Raw genomic sequence first — 21,002 nt, forward strand, 5'->3', positions numbered from 1 at the left:
CGACAGGCGGCGGACATAATCGTCCGCGCGGCTGCGCTGTCGTGCCCGCATGCATCATGCCGCGGGGCTTTTTCGCCGCCTTGCCGATCTCGGAAAGAGGGAAAACAGACGCAACCAGTCTCATACGTCGAGAAGGCCGGATAGTCCCGGCCCAAGCGCCTATGTCGCCGCATATGGCCCAGTTAGCCGCGAAATGCAAGGGGCGTTATGTTGCAGCGCAGCGAAAGCCATGGCGAAGCGGCGCTTGCGCTGCCCTGCTGCCATGATTACCACAAATCAGGCTTTCCGTTTTTGGGTATCGAGCGATGAAGGACGTGCTGAAGGAACTCGAGCGCCGCCGCGACATGGCGCGCATGGGCGGCGGCCGGGCCCGCATCGACGCTCAGCACAAGAAGGGCAAGCTCACCGCGCGTGAACGCATCGACGTCTTTCTCGACGAGGGCTCGTTCGAGGAGTTCGACATGTATGTCGAGCACCGCTCGACCGATTTCGGCATGGAGAAGACCAAAATCGCCGGCGACGGCGTCGTCACCGGCTGGGGCACCGTCAATGGCCGCCCGGTCTATGTCTTCGCCAAGGACTTTACCGTGTTCGGCGGCTCGCTGTCCGAGGCCCACGCCGAAAAGGTGGTCAAGGTGCAGGAGATGGCGCTGCGCAACCGCGCACCGATCATCGGCCTCTACGACGCCGGCGGCGCCCGCATCCAGGAAGGCGTGGCAGCACTTGGCGGTTATGCCGAGATATTCCAGCGCAATGTGCTCGCCTCCGGCGTTATCCCGCAGATTTCACTGATCATGGGCCCTTGCGCCGGTGGCGACGTCTATTCGCCTGCCATGACCGACTTCATCTTCATGGTGCGCGACACGTCCTACATGTTCGTCACCGGGCCGGACGTGGTGAAGACCGTCACCAACGAGACAGTCACCGCCGAGAGCCTCGGCGGTGCCTCCGTCCACACGACAAAGTCCTCGATCGCCGACGGCGCCTACGACAATGACGTCGAGGCGTTGCTGCAGATGCGCCGGCTGGTCGATCTGCTGCCTGCCTCCAATACGGCTGATATCCCCGAGATCGAATGCTACCAGTCGGTCACCGATCACGATCTGTCGCTCGACCGGCTGATCCCCGACAACGCCAATAAACCCTACGACATCAAGGAGTTGATCCTTAAAGTTGCCGACGAGGGTGACTTCTTCGAGATCCAGCAGAGTTTTGCGAAAAACATCGTCACCGGCTTCGGCCGCGTCGAAGGCCGCACGGTGGGCTTCGTCGCCAACCAGCCGATGGTGCTGGCCGGCGTGCTCGATTCCGACGCCAGCCGCAAGGCGGCGCGATTCGTGCGCTTCTGCGACTGTTTCTCGATTCCGATCGTCACCTTTGTCGACGTTCCAGGCTTTCTGCCCGGCACCGCGCAGGAATATGGCGGGCTGATCAAGCACGGCGCCAAGCTTTTGTTCGCCTATGCCGAAGCGACCGTCCCGAAGATCACCGTCATCACCCGAAAGGCCTATGGCGGCGCTTATGACGTGATGGCGTCAAAGCATCTGCGCGGCGACATGAACTATGCCTGGCCGACGGCGCAGATCGCGGTGATGGGCGCCAAGGGCGCGGTCGAGATCATCTATCGCAAGGACATCGGCGATGCGGAGAAGATCGCAGCGCATACAAAGGCTTACGAGGATCGCTTCTTGTCGCCCTTCGTCGCCGCCGAGCGCGGCTATGTCGATGAGGTGATCATGCCGCATTCGACCCGCCGCCGCATTGCGCGCGCGCTCCGCATGCTGCGCAACAAGGATATGCAGAACCCCTGGAAGAAGCACGACAACATTCCGTTGTGAGACGCTGATGTCGCGCCTGGTCCTCTACACGGGAGAGCACTTCGGCAGGTTTGCCGTCCTGCTTTTTGTTCTGCCGCTTTTCTGCCCGGTGCTCCTCTGGCTGCTGCTCGTTGACCGGCATCCGCTCGCGGCTATCGCGGGCGGTGTTATTGCCGTACCGGCTGCAATGCTGGCTTTCGTTCTGTTAATTGGAGCATTGTTTGTCGGTTTTCGGCCTAGCAGGGTGGAAGGTATTACTCGGGACTCGGCGCCAAAATTGTGGGCAGTGTGGGAAAGCGTGGCTGGCAAACATCGCGCCAGCCAGACGACGATTGTGCTAAGCAGTGATCTGAACGCCAGCATTGGGGAAGAGCGCCCGTTTCTGGGTCTTCTTGGGCGTCGGGCGATCTTGACCGTCGGTATCCCGTTGCTTGCCGTGACCGACGAAAAGGCATTTTCGGCAATCCTTGCTCACGAAAACGCTCATCTGAAAAACAGGGACACAAACGGCGGTCTCAATCTTGCCGAACTCGACAAAAGCTTCGATTTGATTTTCGAATATGCTCCTCCCGGAAAAACAGTTTCCGGCAGCCTGTTTTACTGGATGCTGGGTCCGCTGTCGTACTCTCTGGAACGCGAAGGAATACGGCTATCGCGACGAGCGGAAATCGATGCCGATCGTCATGCGGCAATGTCAGGCGATTCGCACGAAGCGGCGCGCGCCCTGCTCCTGATCGCCGCAGCCGATAAGTTCCTCGATGATCGGGTCTACAATCCGCTCAAGCGTGAGTTGCTTGGCGCGATGGCACCGCCTCGCCCGCCGCTCGATAGAGTTCTGGCGGTGTGCAGCGATTTGTCGAGCACGAGCCTTCTGCAAGAATATGCACTGAAGGCCTGGGACGCCCCCGATAACGAGAACGCGGACCATCCACGATGGTCGGAACGTCTGACTGCTCTTGGATATAGCTCCGTTCCAACGGTAGAGCCGGTTTTGGTTCCTGCCCTGTCGAGCCTGCTGAGCAATGAAATGGTCGCAGAGCGGGTTCGCCATTTCGACAGTGAATGGACATCGAAAATCGCCGATTATCTCGATCGGTAGCCGATCCATTTGGATTTTTGCGACGAGCTACCGGTCACTCCGCTTCCGCCGCGCCGAACCCCGCGCCCATCGTCGCGCGGACGGCGCCCGACCACGGCGTGGCATGATTGTCGATGCGCATCTGGAAGATAAAATAGGTCGGCGAGCAGAAGCCGATACCTTTCACCCTGCCGATACCAGGCGTATCGGGCGGTAGCGACTGGCACATATAATCCTCACGGCAGAAATGATCGGCCGAGCAGGCCGGCCGGTTGCCGCGGTTGACCGCGCCGCCTAGGCACTGGTCGAAATTGTTGGTCGCCACGCAAATGTCGAATTTTTTCCCGCCAACCAGCCCGCAGATCTCGTTCGGCATCGGCTTGCCCGGCTTGAAGGCGGCAAAGGCACGATCCTTGTCGTCGCAGCCGCGATAGGCAATGCCGGCCGGCACGCCGATCTTCGGCGGCCGGCAGGTGTAGGCGGCGCGCGAAATGTCGGTCGCGAAGGCCGCGAACTGGCCTGATATGCTGTAGCGGTCATTGAAAGGCTGCCCCGGGTTGCTGGTGATCGAGCCGGTCAGACATGGATGGCCGGAAAACATCTTTTCGCTGTCCTTGGGCAACAAGCATTGCGCCTGCTTCGTCCGCACGCCGGATGCAGTCGCCAGCGCCGTGCAGATGGTGCCGCCGTCGCATTGCCAGGTCGTGCCGAAGCCGGCCGCATCCTCCGGCATCAGACACGGCATCGCCACCTCGGCCGGCAGATAGGCGACCTCGTCCGCGTCCTTCCATGCAGCCGGCGGCGCGAAGGACAATGGGCGGAATCGGTTCGGCTCCTTGCCCTCTGCGGTCGCGCGCAGCCATGCCTCGCGTCGCGGCATCTCGGCATGAAGATGCGGCGAGATACCGACCTCGATGCGGTTCAGCGGCGAGGTCGTCTTGTCATCGAGGCCGATGAAATGGAAACCAGCGGTCGAACCAGCTTGATGACAACCCTGGCAGGCGCCATTGTCGAGCCGCTCGACCAGCGCTTCCGGCGTGCGCACCAGCTTCAGCGCGGAATAGTCGAGCCCAGAAAAATCCGCGGGCTGGAATAGCGGCGTGAACGGGTGATTGGCCTGCCTTGCGCTGCCGAAAGTCGACCACGAGATGACCTTCTTCGCCAAGAATTCATGCGGGATTTCGTAGACGCCGAGATCGACCGCCGCGAGATTGGCGCTGATATAGTCGGCGAGTTTTGCTTTCAGCGCGGCGTCGTCGGCAAGCCGCGCCGCGTCGGGCGTGTTTTCCAGCGACTTTTCGCTGACCGTCTCTCCATCGATGCCAAAAATCCGCATGAGATAGGCGGCCTGCCCGCCGAATTCGGTCTCCTGGCCGGAGGGAAAGCGCACCACCTGGGCGTTGAGCTCGAGCTGCTTGAAGCTCAGTCCGGCCTTCTCCAGCGGCCCGCCGATGAGCCAGCCGGTATCGACGGTCTCGTCGAGCTGCGGCGTCCAGCGCCCGGCAACGCCGACGCAGCCGCCGTCGGCGTCCGGCGCGGCGCTGTAGATGGCATTGAAGTTGAACGGCAGGCGCGAGGCCAGAACCCTGCCGTTTTTCTTGAAGCTGTAGGCAAGGCGGTAGATAAAACGCACCTCGCCGCAGCGCCCGTCGCCTCGTATTTCGGCGAAATCACGCCGATCGAGCCTATTGACGACACCGACCAGCCGGAAGCGCGCGGCGTCGGTCTTCAGCCAGCGCATGTCCATGACGCGGCCGACATTGCCGTCGGTGACTTCATAGAGCGGCCGCCCGCCAGCCTTCATCTCTGCCCGCAGCGCGGCGACGTCGTTCGCAATCGTTTCGACGATCTGGTGATAGGCCGGCGCCTTGTCATAGAGCGTCCTCAGGTCACCCTTGCCATCGACGCCGAAAATATCGTCGAAGCCAAAACCTCTAGCGTCGAGGGCGGCGAGCACGGCCGGATCGTCGACGATGGTCACGGGACCTTCGGCGTGCGCGGTGTGCGCCAGGAAAACGGCGACGAAGACTGCGGCAAACAGCGCAAACCCGCGGTTCATCGAGCAGTCACCTCGTTGCGACATTCGGCAAGCTCGCGCAGCACCGGCACCAGCGCCAGCGGCAGGTCTTCGGCGATCAGCCCTGGTCCGAAACGGCTGCCGGCCTCGGCATGAATCCAGACCGCCGCACAGGCGGCTTCGAAAGCCGGCATGCCTTGCGCCAGGAAGCCGGCGATGATGCCCGACAGCACGTCGCCCGAACCGGCGGTGGCCAGCCATGGCGCGCCATTGCCATTGATCGCTGCTCTGCCATCGGATGCCGCGATCACCGTGTCCGCGCCCTTGTAGACGACGATGGCGCCGGCGCGCTCGGCGGCAGTGCGCGCCTTGGCCAGCTTGGACAGATTCTTGTCCCCGGCGATGTCCGTAAATATCCTGGCGAATTCGCCCTCATGCGGCGTCAGCACCAGCGTCGGCGCGTTCGAACGACGGGCGGCGTCGAACAAAGCGTTCGGCGCATCGCGAAACGAAGTGATGCCATCGGCATCGAGCACCAGCCCGTCGACCCTGCCGTCTTGCCGCTGCCTGTTGGCCAGCACGCCAAGGGCAAAATCCCGTGTCTTTTCGCCGACGCCAAATCCGGGGCCGAGGACGAAGACCGACGGCCGGCGGCTGCCGATGAATGCCTGTACGTCCGCAACGCTGTCACTCTTGTGCAGCATGATCGAGGTCAGATGCGCGGCGTTCACGTGCATGGCGTTCGCGGGCGCGAGTACGGTCACCGCCCCTGCCCCGCTTCTCGCCCCGGCCAGCGCCGACAGCCGTGCGGCGCCCGTCGCATTCGGCCCACCGGAAAAGACACCGACATGGCCGCGCTTGTATTTATGGGCGTCGACGGTCGGAACCGGGAAATTCCCTATCCAAAGCGGCGGGGTGTTCTCAAAGGTTCGCGGTTCAAGCTGCGCAACGATCCCGTCGCCGATGCCGATATCGGCAAGCACCAACTCGCCGCACATCTCGCGCCCAGGCAACAGCAGATGGCCGGGCTTTTTTCGCGCAAACGTCACCGTGATCCGGGCGTGGAATGCCTGGCCGAGAACCTGGCCGCTCTCGCCTGACACACCTGAGGGCAGATCGACCGCAACGACAGGCAGGTTCAGCTCTGTCGCGACCTCGACCGCCTTGGCGGCATCGCCGGACAGCGGCTTGGACAGCCCTGCCCCATAGAGCGCGTCGACCAGGATCGCTCCTGCCTCGGCGGCAAATTCCGACAGTGGCCGAGGCCTGACCGGGCATTCCGAAGCGGCGAGCGCCGCGTCGCTGCCGGCTTTGGGGAAGCCGGATGCCCACATCAAGACGTCGACGGCGCTGTCCTGAAGAATGCGGGCGACGACATATCCGTCGCCGCCATTGTTCCCGGGCCCGCACAGTACGTGTACGCGTCTGGCAGCCGGAAAACGGGCGAGCACCACCGCAGCGACCGCGGCACCTGCATTGCGCATCAGGCCAATGCCGTTGAGTGGTCCGGCGGAAATCGTCAACCAGTCGGCCTCAGCCATTTCGGCCGGAGACAAAATTTCATTGTTCATGGATGCCGATCCGCATTGGCTCAAGCCCGATCCCTGTGGTCAAACCCCGATCCCTGTGGTCAAACATTGTCCAGTTTTCGGTTCGAAGCAAACGGTGATGAGAGGGCACGATCTATAAGCACATCGTTAGGGACAATGGCTTCTTCGAAGCACAAATGCTCGCGAAATGCTCTGTCTGCCCAATTATTGTGCGGACGGAAGCGCCGACAATGTGTAGGTTCCCAGTATCCATGACGCATCCAACACGGCGAATGACGCGAATTTATCCCCCAACGCGGCATGGCATCGAAATCGCGTGATACCGCTTCGAATCCCCTCAAATTGGCACAGTTCGTGCTTGAAGGAGGCGCAAGCGGGGCTCACAACCCGTCTTTTTGGCAGTGGAGGCCACTTTTTACATGAAAAAGATCGAAGCGATCATCAAGCCGTTCAAACTAGACGAAGTGAAAGAAGCGCTTCAGGAGGCCGGGCTGCAAGGCATCACCGTTACGGAAGCCAAGGGTTTTGGCCGCCAGAAGGGCCATACCGAACTCTATCGCGGCGCTGAATATGTCGTGGATTTTCTGCCCAAGGTGAAAATCGAGGTCGTGCTCGGCGACGACGCGGTCGAAGGCGCGATCGAAGCCATCCGCAAGGCCGCCCAGACCGGCCGCATCGGCGACGGCAAGATCTTCGTCTCCAACATCGAGGAAGTTGTACGCATCCGCACCGGGGAAACAGGGATGGACGCGGTCTGAGCTTTCTGATTTCAGATCATCTCCTCGAAACGTCATCACACAGGGAAACATGACATGACGACAGCCAAAGACATCATGAAGCAGATCAAGGACAACGACGTGAAATTCGTTGACCTGCGCTTCACCGATCCGAAGGGCAAGCTGCAGCACGTGACGATGGATGTCGTTGAGGTCGAGGAAGACATGTTTGCCGACGGCGTCATGTTCGACGGATCTTCCATCGCCGGCTGGAAGGCGATCAACGAGTCCGACATGGTGCTGATGCCCGATACCGAGACAGTGCATATGGATCCGTTCTTCGCACAGTCGACCATGGTTATCCTGTGCGACATCCTCGATCCGATCTCCGGAGAATCCTACAACCGCGACCCGCGCGGCACCGCCAAGAAGGCAGAAGCCTACATGAAGGCGGAAGGCATCGGCGATCAGATCTTCGTCGGCCCGGAAGCCGAGTTCTTCGTGTTCGACGACGTCAAGTACAAGGCCGATCCGTACAACACTGGCTTCAAGCTCGACTCCACCGAATTGCCGTCCAACGACGACACCGACTACGAGACCGGCAATCTCGGCCACCGCCCGCGCATCAAGGGCGGCTATTTCCCGGTGCCGCCGATCGACTCGGCGCAGGACATGCGCTCTGAAATGCTGACCGTGCTCGCCGAAATGGGCGTGCGTGTCGAAAAGCACCACCACGAAGTGGCCGCCGCCCAGCACGAACTCGGCATCAAGTTCGACACGCTGGTCCGCAACGCCGACAAGATGCTTATCTACAAGTATGTCGTGCATCAGGTTGCTAACGCCTACGGCAAGACGGCCACCTTCATGCCGAAGCCGGTCTTCGGAGACAATGGTTCGGGCATGCATGTCCACCAGTCGATCTGGAAGGAGGGCAAGCCGACCTTCGCCGGCAATGAATATGCCGGTCTCTCGGAGAGCTGCCTGTTTTACATCGGCGGCGTCATCAAGCACGCCAAGGCGATCAACGCCTTCACCAACCCGCTGACCAATTCCTACAAGCGCCTGGTGCCGGGCTATGAAGCGCCGGTGCTGCTCGCCTATTCGGCCCGCAACCGCTCTGCCTCCTGCCGCATACCATTCGGCTCGTCGCCGAAGTCCAAGCGCGTCGAGGTCCGCTTCCCCGATCCGGGCGCGAACCCCTATCTCGCCTTTGCCGCCATGCTGATGGCCGGCCTGGACGGCATCAAGAACAAGATCCATCCGGGACAGCCGATGGACAAGGATCTCTACGACCTGCCGCCGAAGGAACTGAAGAAGATCCCGACCGTCTGCGGCTCGCTGCGCGAGGCGCTGCAGAACCTCGACAGGGACCGCGGCTTCCTGAAGGCCGGCGGCGTCTTCGACGACGACCAGATCGACAGCTACATCGAGCTCAAGATGGCCGAAGTGATGCGCTTCGAAATGACCCCGCATCCGGTCGAATACGACATGTATTATTCGGTCTGACCGGATCGGCTAAAGGACAACAAAACCCCGCCGGAGCGATCCGGCGGGGTTTTTTGTTTGGGATGGAGAATACAAATCGAGCAGTTGGTGTAGTCGCCCTTGGCAAAACGCCGACGCGACGAGAGCGAGACACGGCGCAGACACTCAGGTCTACGCCGTGAACGCATGCTCAAGCGGCAGCCGAAACCTCTGCGCTGGCCGGGACGGAGGCGATCGTCTTCAGGATTTGCGAGGCGATCTGGTAGGGGTCGCCCTGCGAGTTCGGGCGGCGATCCTCGAGATAACCCTTATAGCCATTGTTGATGAAAGAATGCGGCACTCGGATCGAGGCGCCGCGGTCGGCGATGCCATAGCTGAACCTGTTCCATGGCGCGGTCTCATGCTTGCCGGTCAAACGCTTGTCGTTGTCCGGCCCGTAGACGGCGATGTGATCCATCAGGTTTTTGTCGAAGGCAGCCATCAGCGCCTCGAAATAGTCCTTGCCGCCGACTTCGCGCATATAGGCGGTCGAGAAGTTGGCGTGCATGCCGGAACCGTTCCAGTCGGTGTCGCCGAGCGGCTTGCAGTGGTATTCGATGTCGATCCCGTATTTCTCGGTGAGGCGCTGCATCAGGTAGCGGGCCATCCACATCTGGTCGGCGGCCTTCTTGGAGCCCTTGCCGAAAATCTGGAATTCCCACTGGCCCTTGGCGACCTCGGCGTTGATGCCTTCGTGGTTGATGCCGGCGGCAAGGCAGAGGTCGAGGTGCTCCTCGACGATCTGCCTGGCGACGGAGCCGACGTTCGAATAGCCAACGCCGGTGTAGTACGGGCCTTGCGGCGCCGGGTAACCGCTTTCGGGGAAGCCGAGCGGGCGGCCATCCTTGTAGAAGAAATACTCCTGCTCGAAGCCGAACCAGGCGCCCTCGTCATCGAGGATGGTGGCGCGCTTGTTGGAAACATGCGGCGTCACGCCGTCCGGCATCATCACTTCGCACATGACGAGCACGCCATTGGTGCGCGCGGGATCCGGATAGATGGCGACCGGCTTCAGTACGCAGTCGGAGCTGTGGCCTTCAGCCTGCATCGTCGAAGAACCGTCGAAGCCCCACAACGGAAGCTGGTCGAGCGTCGGGAACTCGGCATATTCCTTGATCTGCGTCTTTCCGCGAAGGTTGGGAACCGGGGTGTATCCATCGAGCCAAATGTACTCGAGCTTGTATTTCGTCATTCTAGCCTCTCGTTGCTTTGATCACCGAACCCTGGACGGCGCCGGCGTGCCAGCCACCCTGCAGCCGACCTGCCGGATTACTAAAAAGCAATTCGTGTGCCATTCTCACCAGCGAAGGATGCGACAAAACTGACGTCGAATCCCGACAAATTCGTCGTGCCGTCACCGCAATGCGTCCGGAACAATCACAAGCATGTTTTGTATAAATAATAGGCAGACACTGATCTTTTTGTAATCATATTGCCTAACTCGATTGCAGAACCTATCTTCGGGCAAGATTGAATCGGCAAGGCTCTGCAGAAGAAAGGAGACCGACAATGGAAATCACTCCTACCCGTCAGTCGGCCAAAATCCTGATGTTCCCGGTGGCGGCGCGCGCCTCTGCCTCAAATTTAAGCGGAAAGGCTAAGTTCGCGGCAGAACTTGCCTCATTGCGCAACCGTACGGATTTCGGAAGCGGTTGGTATCACGAAGCGGCCATCGAGGAAGCGAAACAGGACAGGAAGAGCTAACCCTTCCCTCCCACCGCTTCTGACGAATTGCAAAACCCGGCGCGATCACTCGCGCCGGGCTTTTCATTTTTGCTATCAAGCCAAGATCAGGTCTTGGCGTGCAAGTTCGTTCCCAGCGTATCCCTGACGAAGATCATACCGATGATCAGCGACATCGCCGCGATCACCACCGGATACCAGAGGCCATAATAAATATCACCCTTATAGGCGCTGAGCGCGAACACCGTTGCTGGCAGCAGGCCGCCGAACCAGCCATTGCCGATGTGATAGGGCAACGACATGCCGGTATAGCGGATGCGTGTCGGGAACATCTCGACCAGGATCGCAGCGATCGGTCCGTAGACCATGGTCACGTAAAGCACCAGGATGAACAGGATGCCGATAACCTTTGCCCAGCTGACCTGTTCAGGGTCGGCAAACATCGCAAAGGCGCCTGCTCCCGGGACGCTGTAGACGGTGATTTCGGGCGCTCCCGCCGCGGCCTCATCGGCCGTCAGCAGCTTGTCCTTGATCGCCTGGTCGGCCGCAACCGTCATCTTGTCGCCGGCGCGGATTGCGGCGGCGTCAAGCTTCAGTTCCGGATTGGCCGCGACGAAGGCGTCAAGCTTCTGGTCGGCGACCTTGGCCGCAGCACGCTTCAGCGGATAGCCGCCGTCCCGCAACGCAATGTTGATTGCCGTTTTAAACGCGGCGTCACTTGAAGTTGCGTTGTCTGCGGCTGCCACGGCGTCATAGGACGCCACATTTGCGGTGCCGATCTTGACACTGGCCGCAGTCCCCGGTGTCGCTGTCGTGACGATGTCATAGGGCACCGAGCTCTTGGCAAGGAAGTCCGTCGCAATATCGCACGACGTCAGAGGCTTGCGCGTTCCGGTCGGATTGAACTGGAATTTGCAGTCGCCAGGCGCAGCGGTAATCGTCGCACGGGTGTTTTGCTGCGCGGTGGCGAGCGCCGGATTGGCTGCCCAGGTCAGCGCCTTGAACAGCGGGAAGGTGGTGACGATCGCCAGCGCCAGGCCCGCCATGATGATCGGCTTGCGGCCGATCTTGTCGGAGAGCCAGCCAAACACGACGAAGAAGATCGTGCCGAGCGCCAACGCGATGGCGATCATGATGTTGACCGACTGGCCGTCGACCTTGAGCACGTTCTGCAGGAAGAACAGCGCGTAGAATTGGCCATTGTACCAGACTACGGCCTGGCCGGCAGTAAGGCCGAGAAGCGCCAGAATGGCGATCTTGGCATTTTTCCATTGGCCGAATGCTTCCGTCAGCGGCGCCTTGGAACCCTTACCTTCGTCCTTCATGCGCTGGAATGTCGGCGATTCGGCGAGCGACAGGCGAATCCAGACCGAAATGCCGAGCAGGATCGCTGAGAGCAGGAACGGAATGCGCCAGCCCCAATCCGCGAAATCCTCCTTGCTTAGCGAATTCTGCACGATAAGGATGACGACCAGCGACAGGAACAGCCCGAGCGTCGCCGTCGTCTGGATCCACGATGTATAGAAGCCGCGACGGTCGTCGGGCGCATGCTCGGCCACATAGGTCGCCGCACCGCCATATTCACCGCCGAGCGCCAGGCCCTGCAGCATGCGCAGCGCAATCAGGATAATGGGCGCTGCAATTCCCCAGCTTGCCGAACCGGGCAGCAGGCCGACCAGGAAAGTCGACAGGCCCATGATCAGGATGGTGACGAGAAAGGTGTATTTGCGACCAACGAGATCGCCGATGCGGCCAAACACCAGCGCGCCGAACGGGCGCACGAGGAAGCCGGCGGCGAAAACCAGCAGCGTAAAGATGTTGCGCGTCGCTTCCGGATACGAGTTGAAGAATGTCGAGCCGATCGCGGCCGCCAATGCGCCGTAGAGATAGAAATCGTACCATTCGAAAACGGTGCCGAGCGAGGAAGCGAAGATGACTTTCTTCTCTTCCCGCGTCATGCCGCGGCTTGCTCTGCCGGCGGTCGCTGCCATTGCCATGAATTCGTCCTCCCGTGACATCTCGCTGTAGTTGATGCTGCGCCGTGTCGTGCCTCTGGACACGAACTCGGACAGCAATCGCCGCGAGAAATGACAGAAAGCGCCGCCCAGAGGCAGCCCGCCTTTGGGATTATGACTTTGGTCCAATGCATCGGCCCGAAGATCGGAATCGATCTTCGGGCCGATGCATTGATTCAAAGTGTTAGAGCGTACTTTGTGCGTCCAACTGGACGCATGTCGCCCTAACGTGCAACGCGGGCGGCGTTGCGATTAGGCTTTGAGCGCCTCGAGAAGACCGACGGCCGCCACGAAATCGCGCTTGCGGTGGGCACGGCGAGCGACGGCCTCCGCGTCATGGCCCCAGTGCTCGGCCTGCCAGTCCTCGTCGACATGGCCGGCGGCCCAGGCTGCCTCGCCGTGGATCTCGCCGAAATCGACGGCCAGCGCCAGCAGGGCCGACCCCGTCAGCGATGTCATCACGTGGATGGCCGCCAGCCGTAGCGGGTCGGCACGCTGGGCAAGATGAACACCGAGCACTGCGATGCTCTCGCGCGGCTGCTCGACATGGATCACCCCCTCGGCGAGGTGAAACCGGGCGCCGAGCGCGCTCCGCGCCCAATCGATGATGGGATCCCAATATTCGTTCTGCCGGTCGACCAGCCCCTGCGGGGCGTCGGCGCGATAGCAGAGCAGGTCGGACGAGGCGAAGCGCAGGATGTCCTCCAGCACCGCTTGCGGGTCACTGGCGACACCGTCGATGGCCGTATTGGCCAGACGCATGACCGGCATCGTCACCGGGTCAATGGTCTCACCTTGCGCAGCGAACTCGTCGGCGACCAGAGCAGCGGCTTTTTCGGTCGGCAGGACCAGCAGCGCCTTGCCCGGCGTGCGGACCGGCTTGCCATCGAGATGAACGGCGAAACCAGCTTCGGCCGATACGACCGAGACGGCTTTGTAGAAGCGTTTCGGCAGGTGCGTCTTCATCTGGATCTGGGCACGGCGCACCGGATCCGGATCGGAAAGCTGCTTTCCCGCTTCGAGGTCGTTGAGAATATCGCGCATGCCGGAGCCTTTCATCCGGGGATCTGTTTTCGGGCCGGCCGATTCACAATGATCAGACCGGCTGCGATGAGGCCGAGTGCCAGGAAAATACGAATGGTCAGCGGCTCGTTCAAGAAGATGGCGCCGCACAGCACGCCGAACACCGGCGACAGGAAGGTGAAGCTCGACAGGCCCGATGCCGGATAGCGCCTGAGCAGCCAGAACCACAGCACATAGGTGAAGGCGACGATGTAGACAGCCTGGAAAAGCAGGGCCAAGGTCGGCAAAGCGGCGAAGTCGCGGACAGACGGCCCGGCGAAAGGCAGCACCAAGGCGCCGACCACGGCAGCGCCGGCCAGTTGATAGAGCAGCAATTTCTCGGCGCTCGTTTCCGCCAATTTCGTCCGCTTAATGACGATGTAGGTCAAGGCCCAGAGAATGCCAGCGCCGAGACTGAGCAGATCACCGGTCAGTGTCGCACCATTATCCGCGCTCAGCTGGTCGGAGAACACCGCGACCAATCCAGCGAATGCGAGCAGAAGTCCGACGAGCCGGCGCGCGGTGATGCGTTCGTTCAGCAGGAAATGCCCGCCGACCAGCACCCAGAACGGCATGGTGTTGACCAGCAAGGTGTTGCGCGCCACGGTCGTCTGTTCGAGCCCGACATAGAGAAACAGGAACTCGAGACCAAAAAGCGCGCCCGCCAGAATGCCGGCGACAAGCGTTCCGTCGCGGGTAAAAAGCACAATGCCGCGCCAGCGGCACCAGACGAGCACGCACAGCCCGCCAATGACCGACCGTGCGATCGACAGGAAAACGGGATCGTAGCCGGCATAGGAGATTTTGGCGGCGACGTAGTTCAGCCCCCAGGAAAAGGTCAGCCCAACCATAATGGCGGCCGCCGCCATGTCGACCCTGTCGCGGCGGTCGAGTGTATCGGTAGCAATACCCACTGGACCTAGTCCTCCGCGCTGGCGTCGTCGAAGCCGATCAGGTTCCAGCTCTGGCGCATATGCGGCGGCATCGGTGCGGTAACGTCGATAAACCCCTTGTCGGGATGCGGGATGACGATGCGGCGCGCGTGCAGATGCAAGCGGTTCTGCATGCCGCCGGGGAAATCCCAATTGGTGTCGGCCTCGAAATATTTGGGGTCACCGATGATCGGGCAGCCGATGTGAGCGGCATGGACGCGAAGCTGGTGGGTACGGCCGGTATAGGGTTCCATTTCCAGCCAGGACAGGGTCTGCGCCGCCTGTTCGACGATCCGGTAATAAGACACCGCGTGGTCCGCGCCCTTTTCGCCATGCTTGGCAACGCGCACGCGGTCGCCGTCGGGCGTCGGCTCCTTGATCAGCCAGGTCGAGATCTTGTCCTCGCGCTTCGGCGGCACGCCCTTGACCAGCGCCCAATAGGTCTTCTTGGTCTCACGCGCCCGGAACGCCTCGGCAAGCTTCATGGCGGCGAGCCTGGTGCGGGCGACGACCAGCACGCCTGACGTGTCGCGGTCGAGCCGGTGCACCAGACGCGGTTTCTCGCCCTTCTGGTTGCGCCAGGCTTCCAGCATGTCGTCGACATTGCGGGTGACACCCGAGCCACCCTGAACGGCAAGGCCTGCAGGCTTATTGAAGACGAAGACTTTCGGATCTTCATGGATCAGCATTTGGGCGAGAACGTCAGCGTCGCCCTGATTGCGGATCGAGTGACCGGTGAGCGGGCTCTCGCCCTTCTTGTCCACTTCGAGCGGTGGGATCCGAACCGTCTGGCCCGGCTCGACGCGGGTATCAGCCTTCACCCTGCCACCATCGACTCGGATCTGGCCGGAGCGCAGCAGCTTTTGCAGATGGCCGAAGCCGAGACCCGGAAAATGGGTCTTGAACCAGCGATCGAGCCGCATGCCCGCCTCGCCGGCCTCCACCGTGATCTGTTCTACGCCTGCCATTGTCTCGTTTTACCCGTTTCCAGCGCATGACCTGAAATCGTTTTTCGGAAAGGTCATGCGCAAAATCAAAATGCTACAGCGTCCTTTGCGCGTCCTAAGGGACACGCGGCGATGTAAGCGGGGGCAATAGCATTAAGGCAGGCTTCTTGCGAGCCAAAGGCCCAGAAACAGCGCAATGATCGCGCCAATGAGGCTGGCAAGGGCATATCCGAACGCCGGCAGCGTCGCGCCACGCTCCCACAGCGTCGCGAAATCGAGCGAAAAGGCGGAGAAGGTGGTGAAACCGCCAAGAATGCCAGTGGCGACGAACAGCCGAAGCTCGTTGGATCCGCCGTAGCGCCGCGCCAGGGTCGTGATGAACAGACCCATCGCAAAGGAGCCGACAATGTTGATCGCCATCGTGCCCCAGGGAAAACTCGGGCCGACAAGACGCAGCGCGACGAAATTGGCGACGTGGCGCAGCCCCGCACCAATAGCGCCGCCCGCGGCAACGAGGAGGAGATCAATCATCGCCGTCTACTGCCCTTACGGGGCCTTCTCGGTCAATCCCTGCCGCGTGCACTCGGAGTTGGCGGATGCACAAATCGTCGAATGCGCTCCACCCTGCACATCACAGTGGTGTGAGCGGAGACCGCAACCGCTTCGGACGCTTCGCCGCAGATCCGTGCGCAGGCCTGTCGAGCAGGTCGTCCATCATCCCATCAGGATCGGGCGGACCATGTCCAGCTTTTCGACGACGAAATCGAAAAATGCGCGGATGCGTGGAGTTTGCCGAAGCTCTGGGTGGGTCAGCAGATACCAACCCCTTGTCAGTTCCGGCACTGGCGGCAGGATCCGGACCAGATCGTCGTCCATATCGGCGATCGTTGTCGGCAGCGGCGCAATGCCGATCCCCGATTTGACGGCATGCAGGACACCCAGCACGCTGTTGTTGCGCGCCGCGATATTGGCGCCTGGCGCTATCGCCGCGAGCCACTTTGCCGCTCGGTGATTGATCAGCATGCCGTCAAAACCGACGATTGCATGACGCCCAACATCCTCGATACGTTGCGGTGCGCCGTGTTGCTGGACATAGGAGCGGCTGCCATAGACAGCCCAGATGGAGTCGGCGATCTTCCGGCCAATCAGGGTTTCGTCAGCGGGCTCACCGGATCTGAGCGCGATGTCGGCCTCCCCCTTGGACAGATCGAGATAGCGGTCGCTCATCACAAATTCGATGCGCAATGCCGGGTAGCGCGCATGAAACATGTCGAGCAGCGTCGAACCGACAATGCGTGAAACGAGTGGTTCCGGAACGGTCAGCCGAATGGTTCCAGCCAGGTCGCTGCGATAGGCGACGATCCGGCGTTCGAGTGCCATCACGGACGTCTCGATGGCCTCGGCCGCCGGAAGCAGCGCCTCGCCGAACTCCGTCAACCGGTAACCGGCGGGGTAGCGCAACATGAGCGGGCCGCCGATGCGCCGCTCAAGCTCGGCGATGCGCCGATGCACCGTCGACTGATTCACGCCGAGCGCCCTTGAGGCGGCAAGTGTGCTGCCATGGCGCGCGACGGCCAGGAAATAGCGAAGGTCGCTCCAGTCGAACATCGCCGATGTTATGCATCCTTGCATGCTCGCTCCGCAACCTTGCTGCTGCCGCTCGCACAGTACCGGTACTAAGCTCAGCCTGGTGAAATGGAGAACGGCGATGCACAAGACGGCGGAAGTCGGTTCGGCGATCTCCGGCCTCACGGTCGGCGTCACCATCTCGGCGCGGGAAACGGGCGCCGCCAAATTGCAGGTGCTGCACCGGGAAGCAACCGCAGCAATGCCCAAAACGTCCGACCAGGAAATACGCGTGCTTCTGGCCACGCTCGAGCCCGGCGATTGCACACCCTATCATTCGCATCGCTTTCCGGTAACGGTCTACATGCTGGAGGGTACTTTCACTCTGGAACTGGACGGGCGTGAAGCGGTCACGGTGAAAGCCGGAGAGATTTTTGTCGAACCGCCGCTGGTCAAAATGACCGGACGGAACCTGGACCCGCGGCAGACGGCGCGCATGATTCTGTTCTATGTCAGTGATCCAAACATGCCGTTTGCCGATCCGGCCGAATGAAGCGAGCTTATTTGTTCCGCTCACCGCGCAGCTTCGCCCAATAGTCGAGCCGTTTCCTGATATCACGCTCGAAACCGCGCTCCGGAGGATCATAGAATGTGCGGCGGCCCATCTTTTCCGGAAAATAATCCTGTCCGGAAAAAGCGTCCGGCTCGTCGTGGTCGTAACGGTAGCCGGCGCCGTAATCTTCTTCTTTCATCAGCTTGGTCGGCGCGTTGAGGATGTGTTTGGGCGGCAGCAGCGAGCCGAACTCCTTCGCCGCCTGAGTGGCGGCCTTGAAGGCGGTGTAGACGGCGTTGGATTTGGGCGCGCTGGCGAGATAGACGGTGGCCTCGGCGAAGGCGAGCTCGCCCTCTGGCGAGCCCAGGTAGTCGTAGGCATCCTTGGCGGCATTGGCGATGACCAGCGCCTGCGGGTCTGCCAGTCCGATATCCTCCATCGCCATGCGCACCAGCCGGCGGCCGAGATAGAGCGGATCCTCGCCGGCGTCGAACATGCGGGCGAGATAATAGAGGGCGGCGTCCGGGTCGGAGCCGCGCACCGATTTATGCAGCGCCGATATCAGATTGTAGTGGCCGTCCTGGCCCTTATCGTAGATCGGCGCCCGGCGCTGGACGATGCGCTGCAGGCCCTCGGCGCCGAACACCTCGCCTGACTTGGCGGCGCGCCAGACCTCTTCGGCCAGCGTCAGCGCCGCGCGGCCATCGCCATCGCTCATGCGGATGAGCATCGCCCTCGCCTCATCGTCGAGCGGCAGCGCCCTGCCCTCGGTCTCCTCGGCACGCACCAGCAGTTTTGCGATGCTGTCCTCACCGAGCGAATGGAAGACCAGCACGCGCGCGCGGGATAGAAGCGCCGCGTTCAGCTCGAAGGACGGGTTCTCCGTGGTGGCGCCAACCAGCACGACTGTGCCGTCTTCCATCACAGGCAGAAAACTGTCCTGCTGGGCCCGGTTGAAGCGATGAATCTCGTCGACGAAGAGCAGCGTCTGACGGCCGTTGGTGCGGCGCAGCTTTGCCGCCTCGAATACTTTCTTCAGGTCGGCGACACCGGAAAACACCGCCGATATCTGTTGGAAGGCAAGGCTGGTTTCGCCGGCAAGCAGCCGCGCGACCGTGGTCTTGCCCGTCCCGGGCGGCCCCCAGAAGATCATCGAGCCGAGCGAGCCCGAGCCGATCAGCCGCGTCAGTGCGCCGTCAGGCCCGGTCAGATGCTCCTGGCCAACGACCTCGCCGAGGTTCTTCGGGCGCAGTCGGTCGGCCAGCGGCCTGCCGGGCGGCGCCTTTTCCGGTTCATCGACACTGAACAGATCGGCCATGCACTTCTTTTCGTTGGAGCGCGATCTCGTCCGAAGGATCGAGGCTCGGGCTTAGTAACGCAACACCTGGCGCAGTATCTGCCCGCCGCGCTCGACGGTAAAGCGCCACCAGCGCGTCTCTTCCATGGCTGCCTGTTCCAGGGTCGCGGCGGTGTCGATGGTTAAGCCATTGACCTCGCGAACGATGTCGCCCGGCTGGAAGCCGAAACCGGCTGCAGGCGAACCGCGATTGATGTCGACCACGGTAACACCCTTGACATCTGTGCGCATGCCGAGCCGCTGCGCGAGCCGAGGCGACAGGTCCGCAACCTTGGCGCCGGAAAACGGGCTGCGACCGCGCAGTGTCACTTCCGCGAGTCTTGCACCTTCCGGCGCGCGCTCCAGCGCAATCTCCATCGTCGCTTGCTGGCCTTTGCTGAGGACGCCGAAGCTGGCATTGGTGCCGATCGACAGCGTCGCCATCCGGTAATCCAGCGCCTCGATACTCTCGACCGGCGTGCCGTTGAGCGACAGCACGACATCGCCGGGCTTGAGCCCCGCCGTGGCCGCCGGCCCTGCTTCTTCGACGGTCGAAACCAGCGCCCCGGTCGGGGTCTCCAGACCGAGCGATTCGGCGATCTGCGGCGTCACGCGCTCGAATTCGGCGCCGATATAGGGCCGCTCGAAGAAGTCGCGCCCGGCCTTGGCCGCATCGGCAAACGCGCGAACCATGTTGGAGGGAATAGCAAAGCCGATGCCGATCGAGCCGCCGCTGCGGCTGTAGATCGCCGTGTTGATGCCGACCAGTTGGCCACCCATGTTGATCAGCGCACCGCCGGAATTGCCCGGATTGATCGCGGCGTCGGTCTGGATGAAGAAACTGGAATCGGAAACGCCGATGTGGCTGCGGGCAAGCGCCGAAACGATGCCGCTGGTCGTGGTCTGGCCGACACCGAAAGGGTTGCCGATGGCCAACAACAGGTCGCCAACCTCGAGCGCGTCGGAATCGCCGATGGCGACGACCGGAAATGGCTTGTCGGCGGAGATCTTGAGCACGGCGAGGTCAAGCGTCTCGTCCTTGAGCAGCACCTTGCTGTCGAATTCACGCCCGTCCGCGGTGGCGACCTTGACCTGATCGGCGTCTTTGATGAGGTGGAAATTGGTGACCACTATGCCTGTCGGATCGACCAGCACGCCGGAGCCGAGCGAGGACTGCGCACGCGGCTGCGAACGGCCGAAGAACTCTTCGAAGAAAGGATCGCCGTCGAAGGGCGACCTCAACTTGGCCGTTTGCGAAGCATAGACATTGACCACGGCCGGCGCCGTCTGCTTGACCAGCGGCGCGAAGGACAGTTGCATCTCCTCGCGGCCGAACGGCACGCGCTTGTCTGGACCGGAGGTGGCATTTTCGCCTTCGGCGCCGCGCAGCATGTCGGTCAGCACATCGGACAGACCTGGATCGGCCTTGGTGTCCTGAGCCAGCGCCTGCCTGGCCGCCGGCACGACTGCCAGCGCCATCAAGGCGCAGAGTAGAACAAGAGACAGCCGCTTTACGCGCATTCCGAATCCTCCGGGTCGGGCGCCATTGTCCCGACGATTGTGCAAAATGAAAGGCTAAGGCAATGAAATCGAATTATTTTGAGCGATAAGGTCTGAGCTGAGCCAAGAAATGGTCGCAAATGTTCCCTGCCGCATTCCGGAATACAAAAAGGGGCCCGCAGGCCCCTTTGAACTCTTTACGCAAAACGAAGCTTACGCGGCTGCGGCTTCCTCGTCGGTGCCTTCTGCCTCGATGCGGGCACGGTCGCCGGCGCCCTTCGCCGAGGTGTCGCGATCGACGAACTCGATGACTGCCATGGCGGCATTGTCACCGTGGCGGAAGCCCGCCTTCATGATGCGCAGATAGCCGCCATTGCGGGTGGCGTAGCGCGGCGCGATCGTGTCGAACAGGCGCTTGACGACACCTTCATTGCCGATCTGGGCAATCACCTGACGGCGGGCATGCAGATCGCCGCGCTTGCCGAGCGTCACCAGCTTTTCGACGATCGGACGCAGATCCTTCGCCTTCGGCAATGTGGTGAGGATCTGCTCATGCTCGATGAGCGATACGGCAAGGTTGGCAAACATCGACTTGCGATGGCTTATGCTGCGGGCGAACCGGCGGCCTTTAAATCCGTGGCGCATGGCTCTTCTCCTTCATTCCGGGTTCAAGAGGCCACAGCCTCAGTTGGTTAGCCGCATGATC

At 61.6% G+C, this 21,002-nt stretch carries 18 protein-coding genes; 6 read left to right on the plus strand and 12 right to left on the minus strand.

What is annotated here, in order from left to right; all coding sequences use genetic code 11:
• Nucleotides 1-305: 305 nt before the first annotated feature.
• Nucleotides 306-1,838 carry an acyl-CoA carboxylase subunit beta gene (locus ACWTU7_RS23560; protein ID WP_455840483.1) on the plus strand — a complete coding sequence of 511 codons (1,533 nt, stop codon included), beginning with the start codon at nucleotides 306-308 and terminating at the stop codon, nucleotides 1,836-1,838.
• A gap of 7 nt (nucleotides 1,839-1,845) precedes the next feature.
• On the plus strand, nucleotides 1,846-2,916 hold the full coding sequence (locus ACWTU7_RS23565) for a M48 family metallopeptidase (protein ID WP_455840482.1): 1,071 nt from the start codon (nucleotides 1,846-1,848) through the stop codon (nucleotides 2,914-2,916).
• 34 nt (nucleotides 2,917-2,950) lie between these two features.
• Here ACWTU7_RS23565 and ACWTU7_RS23570 read toward each other — a convergent pair whose 3' ends face one another.
• Nucleotides 2,951-4,954, minus strand: a complete 2,004-nt coding sequence (locus ACWTU7_RS23570; protein WP_455840481.1) for a hypothetical protein — start codon at nucleotides 4,952-4,954, stop codon at nucleotides 2,951-2,953.
• Nucleotides 4,951-6,483 (minus strand): NAD(P)H-hydrate dehydratase, encoded by a 1,533-nt coding sequence (locus ACWTU7_RS23575; RefSeq protein ID WP_455840480.1) that lies wholly within the window; start codon nucleotides 6,481-6,483, stop codon nucleotides 4,951-4,953. The genes ACWTU7_RS23570 and ACWTU7_RS23575 overlap by 4 nt, the downstream gene beginning before the upstream one ends.
• Before the next feature lie 398 nt (nucleotides 6,484-6,881).
• Between ACWTU7_RS23575 and ACWTU7_RS23580 the strand changes: the two genes are divergently transcribed.
• Nucleotides 6,882-7,220: a P-II family nitrogen regulator gene (locus ACWTU7_RS23580; RefSeq protein ID WP_006205430.1), complete on the plus strand. Its 339-nt coding sequence runs from the start codon at nucleotides 6,882-6,884 to the stop codon at nucleotides 7,218-7,220.
• A 54-nt stretch (nucleotides 7,221-7,274) separates the two neighbouring features.
• Nucleotides 7,275-8,684 (plus strand): type I glutamate--ammonia ligase, encoded by a 1,410-nt coding sequence (gene glnA, locus ACWTU7_RS23585; RefSeq protein ID WP_455840479.1) that lies wholly within the window; start codon nucleotides 7,275-7,277, stop codon nucleotides 8,682-8,684.
• Nucleotides 8,685-8,853: 169 nt separating this feature from the next.
• Here the strand turns inward: glnA and ACWTU7_RS23590 are convergent, their stop codons facing one another.
• Complete coding sequence (locus ACWTU7_RS23590; RefSeq protein WP_455840478.1) at nucleotides 8,854-9,894, minus strand: glutamine synthetase beta-grasp domain-containing protein; 1,041 nt, start codon at nucleotides 9,892-9,894, stop codon at nucleotides 8,854-8,856.
• Between the two features lie 317 nt (nucleotides 9,895-10,211).
• Between ACWTU7_RS23590 and ACWTU7_RS23595 the strand changes: the two genes are divergently transcribed.
• Entirely contained in the window at nucleotides 10,212-10,406 is a 195-nt protein-coding gene (locus tag ACWTU7_RS23595) for a DUF2735 domain-containing protein (protein ID WP_287339348.1), read from the plus strand.
• An 86-nt stretch (nucleotides 10,407-10,492) separates the two neighbouring features.
• On the opposite strand, the gene ACWTU7_RS23600 is transcribed toward ACWTU7_RS23595, so the two are convergent.
• The 6 genes from ACWTU7_RS23600 to ACWTU7_RS23625 all read right to left on the minus strand — a co-directional run bounded on the left by ACWTU7_RS23600 (nucleotide 10,493) and on the right by ACWTU7_RS23625 (nucleotide 16,973).
• A complete protein-coding gene (locus tag ACWTU7_RS23600) occupies nucleotides 10,493-12,382 on the minus strand; it encodes an MFS transporter (RefSeq protein ID WP_455840477.1) in 1,890 nt (629 codons plus the stop codon).
• A gap of 270 nt (nucleotides 12,383-12,652) precedes the next feature.
• Nucleotides 12,653-13,444 carry an ATP12 family chaperone protein gene (locus tag ACWTU7_RS23605; RefSeq protein WP_455840549.1) on the minus strand — a complete coding sequence of 264 codons (792 nt, stop codon included), beginning with the start codon at nucleotides 13,442-13,444 and terminating at the stop codon, nucleotides 12,653-12,655.
• A gap of 11 nt (nucleotides 13,445-13,455) precedes the next feature.
• Entirely contained in the window at nucleotides 13,456-14,331 is an 876-nt protein-coding gene (locus tag ACWTU7_RS23610; protein ID WP_455840548.1) for a DMT family transporter, read from the minus strand.
• A 50-nt stretch (nucleotides 14,332-14,381) separates the two neighbouring features.
• Nucleotides 14,382-15,362 carry an RluA family pseudouridine synthase gene (locus ACWTU7_RS23615; RefSeq protein WP_455840476.1) on the minus strand — a complete coding sequence of 327 codons (981 nt, stop codon included), beginning with the start codon at nucleotides 15,360-15,362 and terminating at the stop codon, nucleotides 14,382-14,384.
• 132 nt (nucleotides 15,363-15,494) lie between these two features.
• Nucleotides 15,495-15,872: a fluoride efflux transporter CrcB gene (gene crcB, locus ACWTU7_RS23620; RefSeq protein ID WP_455840475.1), complete on the minus strand. Its 378-nt coding sequence runs from the start codon at nucleotides 15,870-15,872 to the stop codon at nucleotides 15,495-15,497.
• Between the two features lie 183 nt (nucleotides 15,873-16,055).
• Entirely contained in the window at nucleotides 16,056-16,973 is a 918-nt protein-coding gene (locus ACWTU7_RS23625) for a LysR family transcriptional regulator (protein ID WP_455840474.1), read from the minus strand.
• Between the two features lie 76 nt (nucleotides 16,974-17,049).
• On the opposite strand from ACWTU7_RS23625, the gene ACWTU7_RS23630 reads away from it, so the two are divergent.
• Entirely contained in the window at nucleotides 17,050-17,460 is a 411-nt protein-coding gene (locus ACWTU7_RS23630) for a cupin domain-containing protein (RefSeq protein ID WP_455840473.1), read from the plus strand.
• 7 nt (nucleotides 17,461-17,467) lie between these two features.
• On the opposite strand, the gene ACWTU7_RS23635 is transcribed toward ACWTU7_RS23630, so the two are convergent.
• The 3 genes from ACWTU7_RS23635 to rplQ all read right to left on the minus strand — a co-directional run bounded on the left by ACWTU7_RS23635 (nucleotide 17,468) and on the right by rplQ (nucleotide 20,941).
• Complete coding sequence (locus ACWTU7_RS23635) at nucleotides 17,468-18,778, minus strand: replication-associated recombination protein A (protein ID WP_127315873.1); 1,311 nt, start codon at nucleotides 18,776-18,778, stop codon at nucleotides 17,468-17,470.
• Between the two features lie 51 nt (nucleotides 18,779-18,829).
• Nucleotides 18,830-20,317, minus strand: coding sequence for a DegQ family serine endoprotease (locus tag ACWTU7_RS23640; protein WP_455840472.1), 1,488 nt, complete (start codon nucleotides 20,315-20,317; stop codon nucleotides 18,830-18,832).
• Between the two features lie 192 nt (nucleotides 20,318-20,509).
• A complete protein-coding gene (gene rplQ, locus ACWTU7_RS23645) occupies nucleotides 20,510-20,941 on the minus strand; it encodes a 50S ribosomal protein L17 (protein ID WP_023799277.1) in 432 nt (143 codons plus the stop codon).
• Between the last annotated feature and the right edge of the window lie 61 nt (nucleotides 20,942-21,002).

The sequence above is a fragment of the Mesorhizobium sp. BHscii genome (assembly GCF_053848065.1).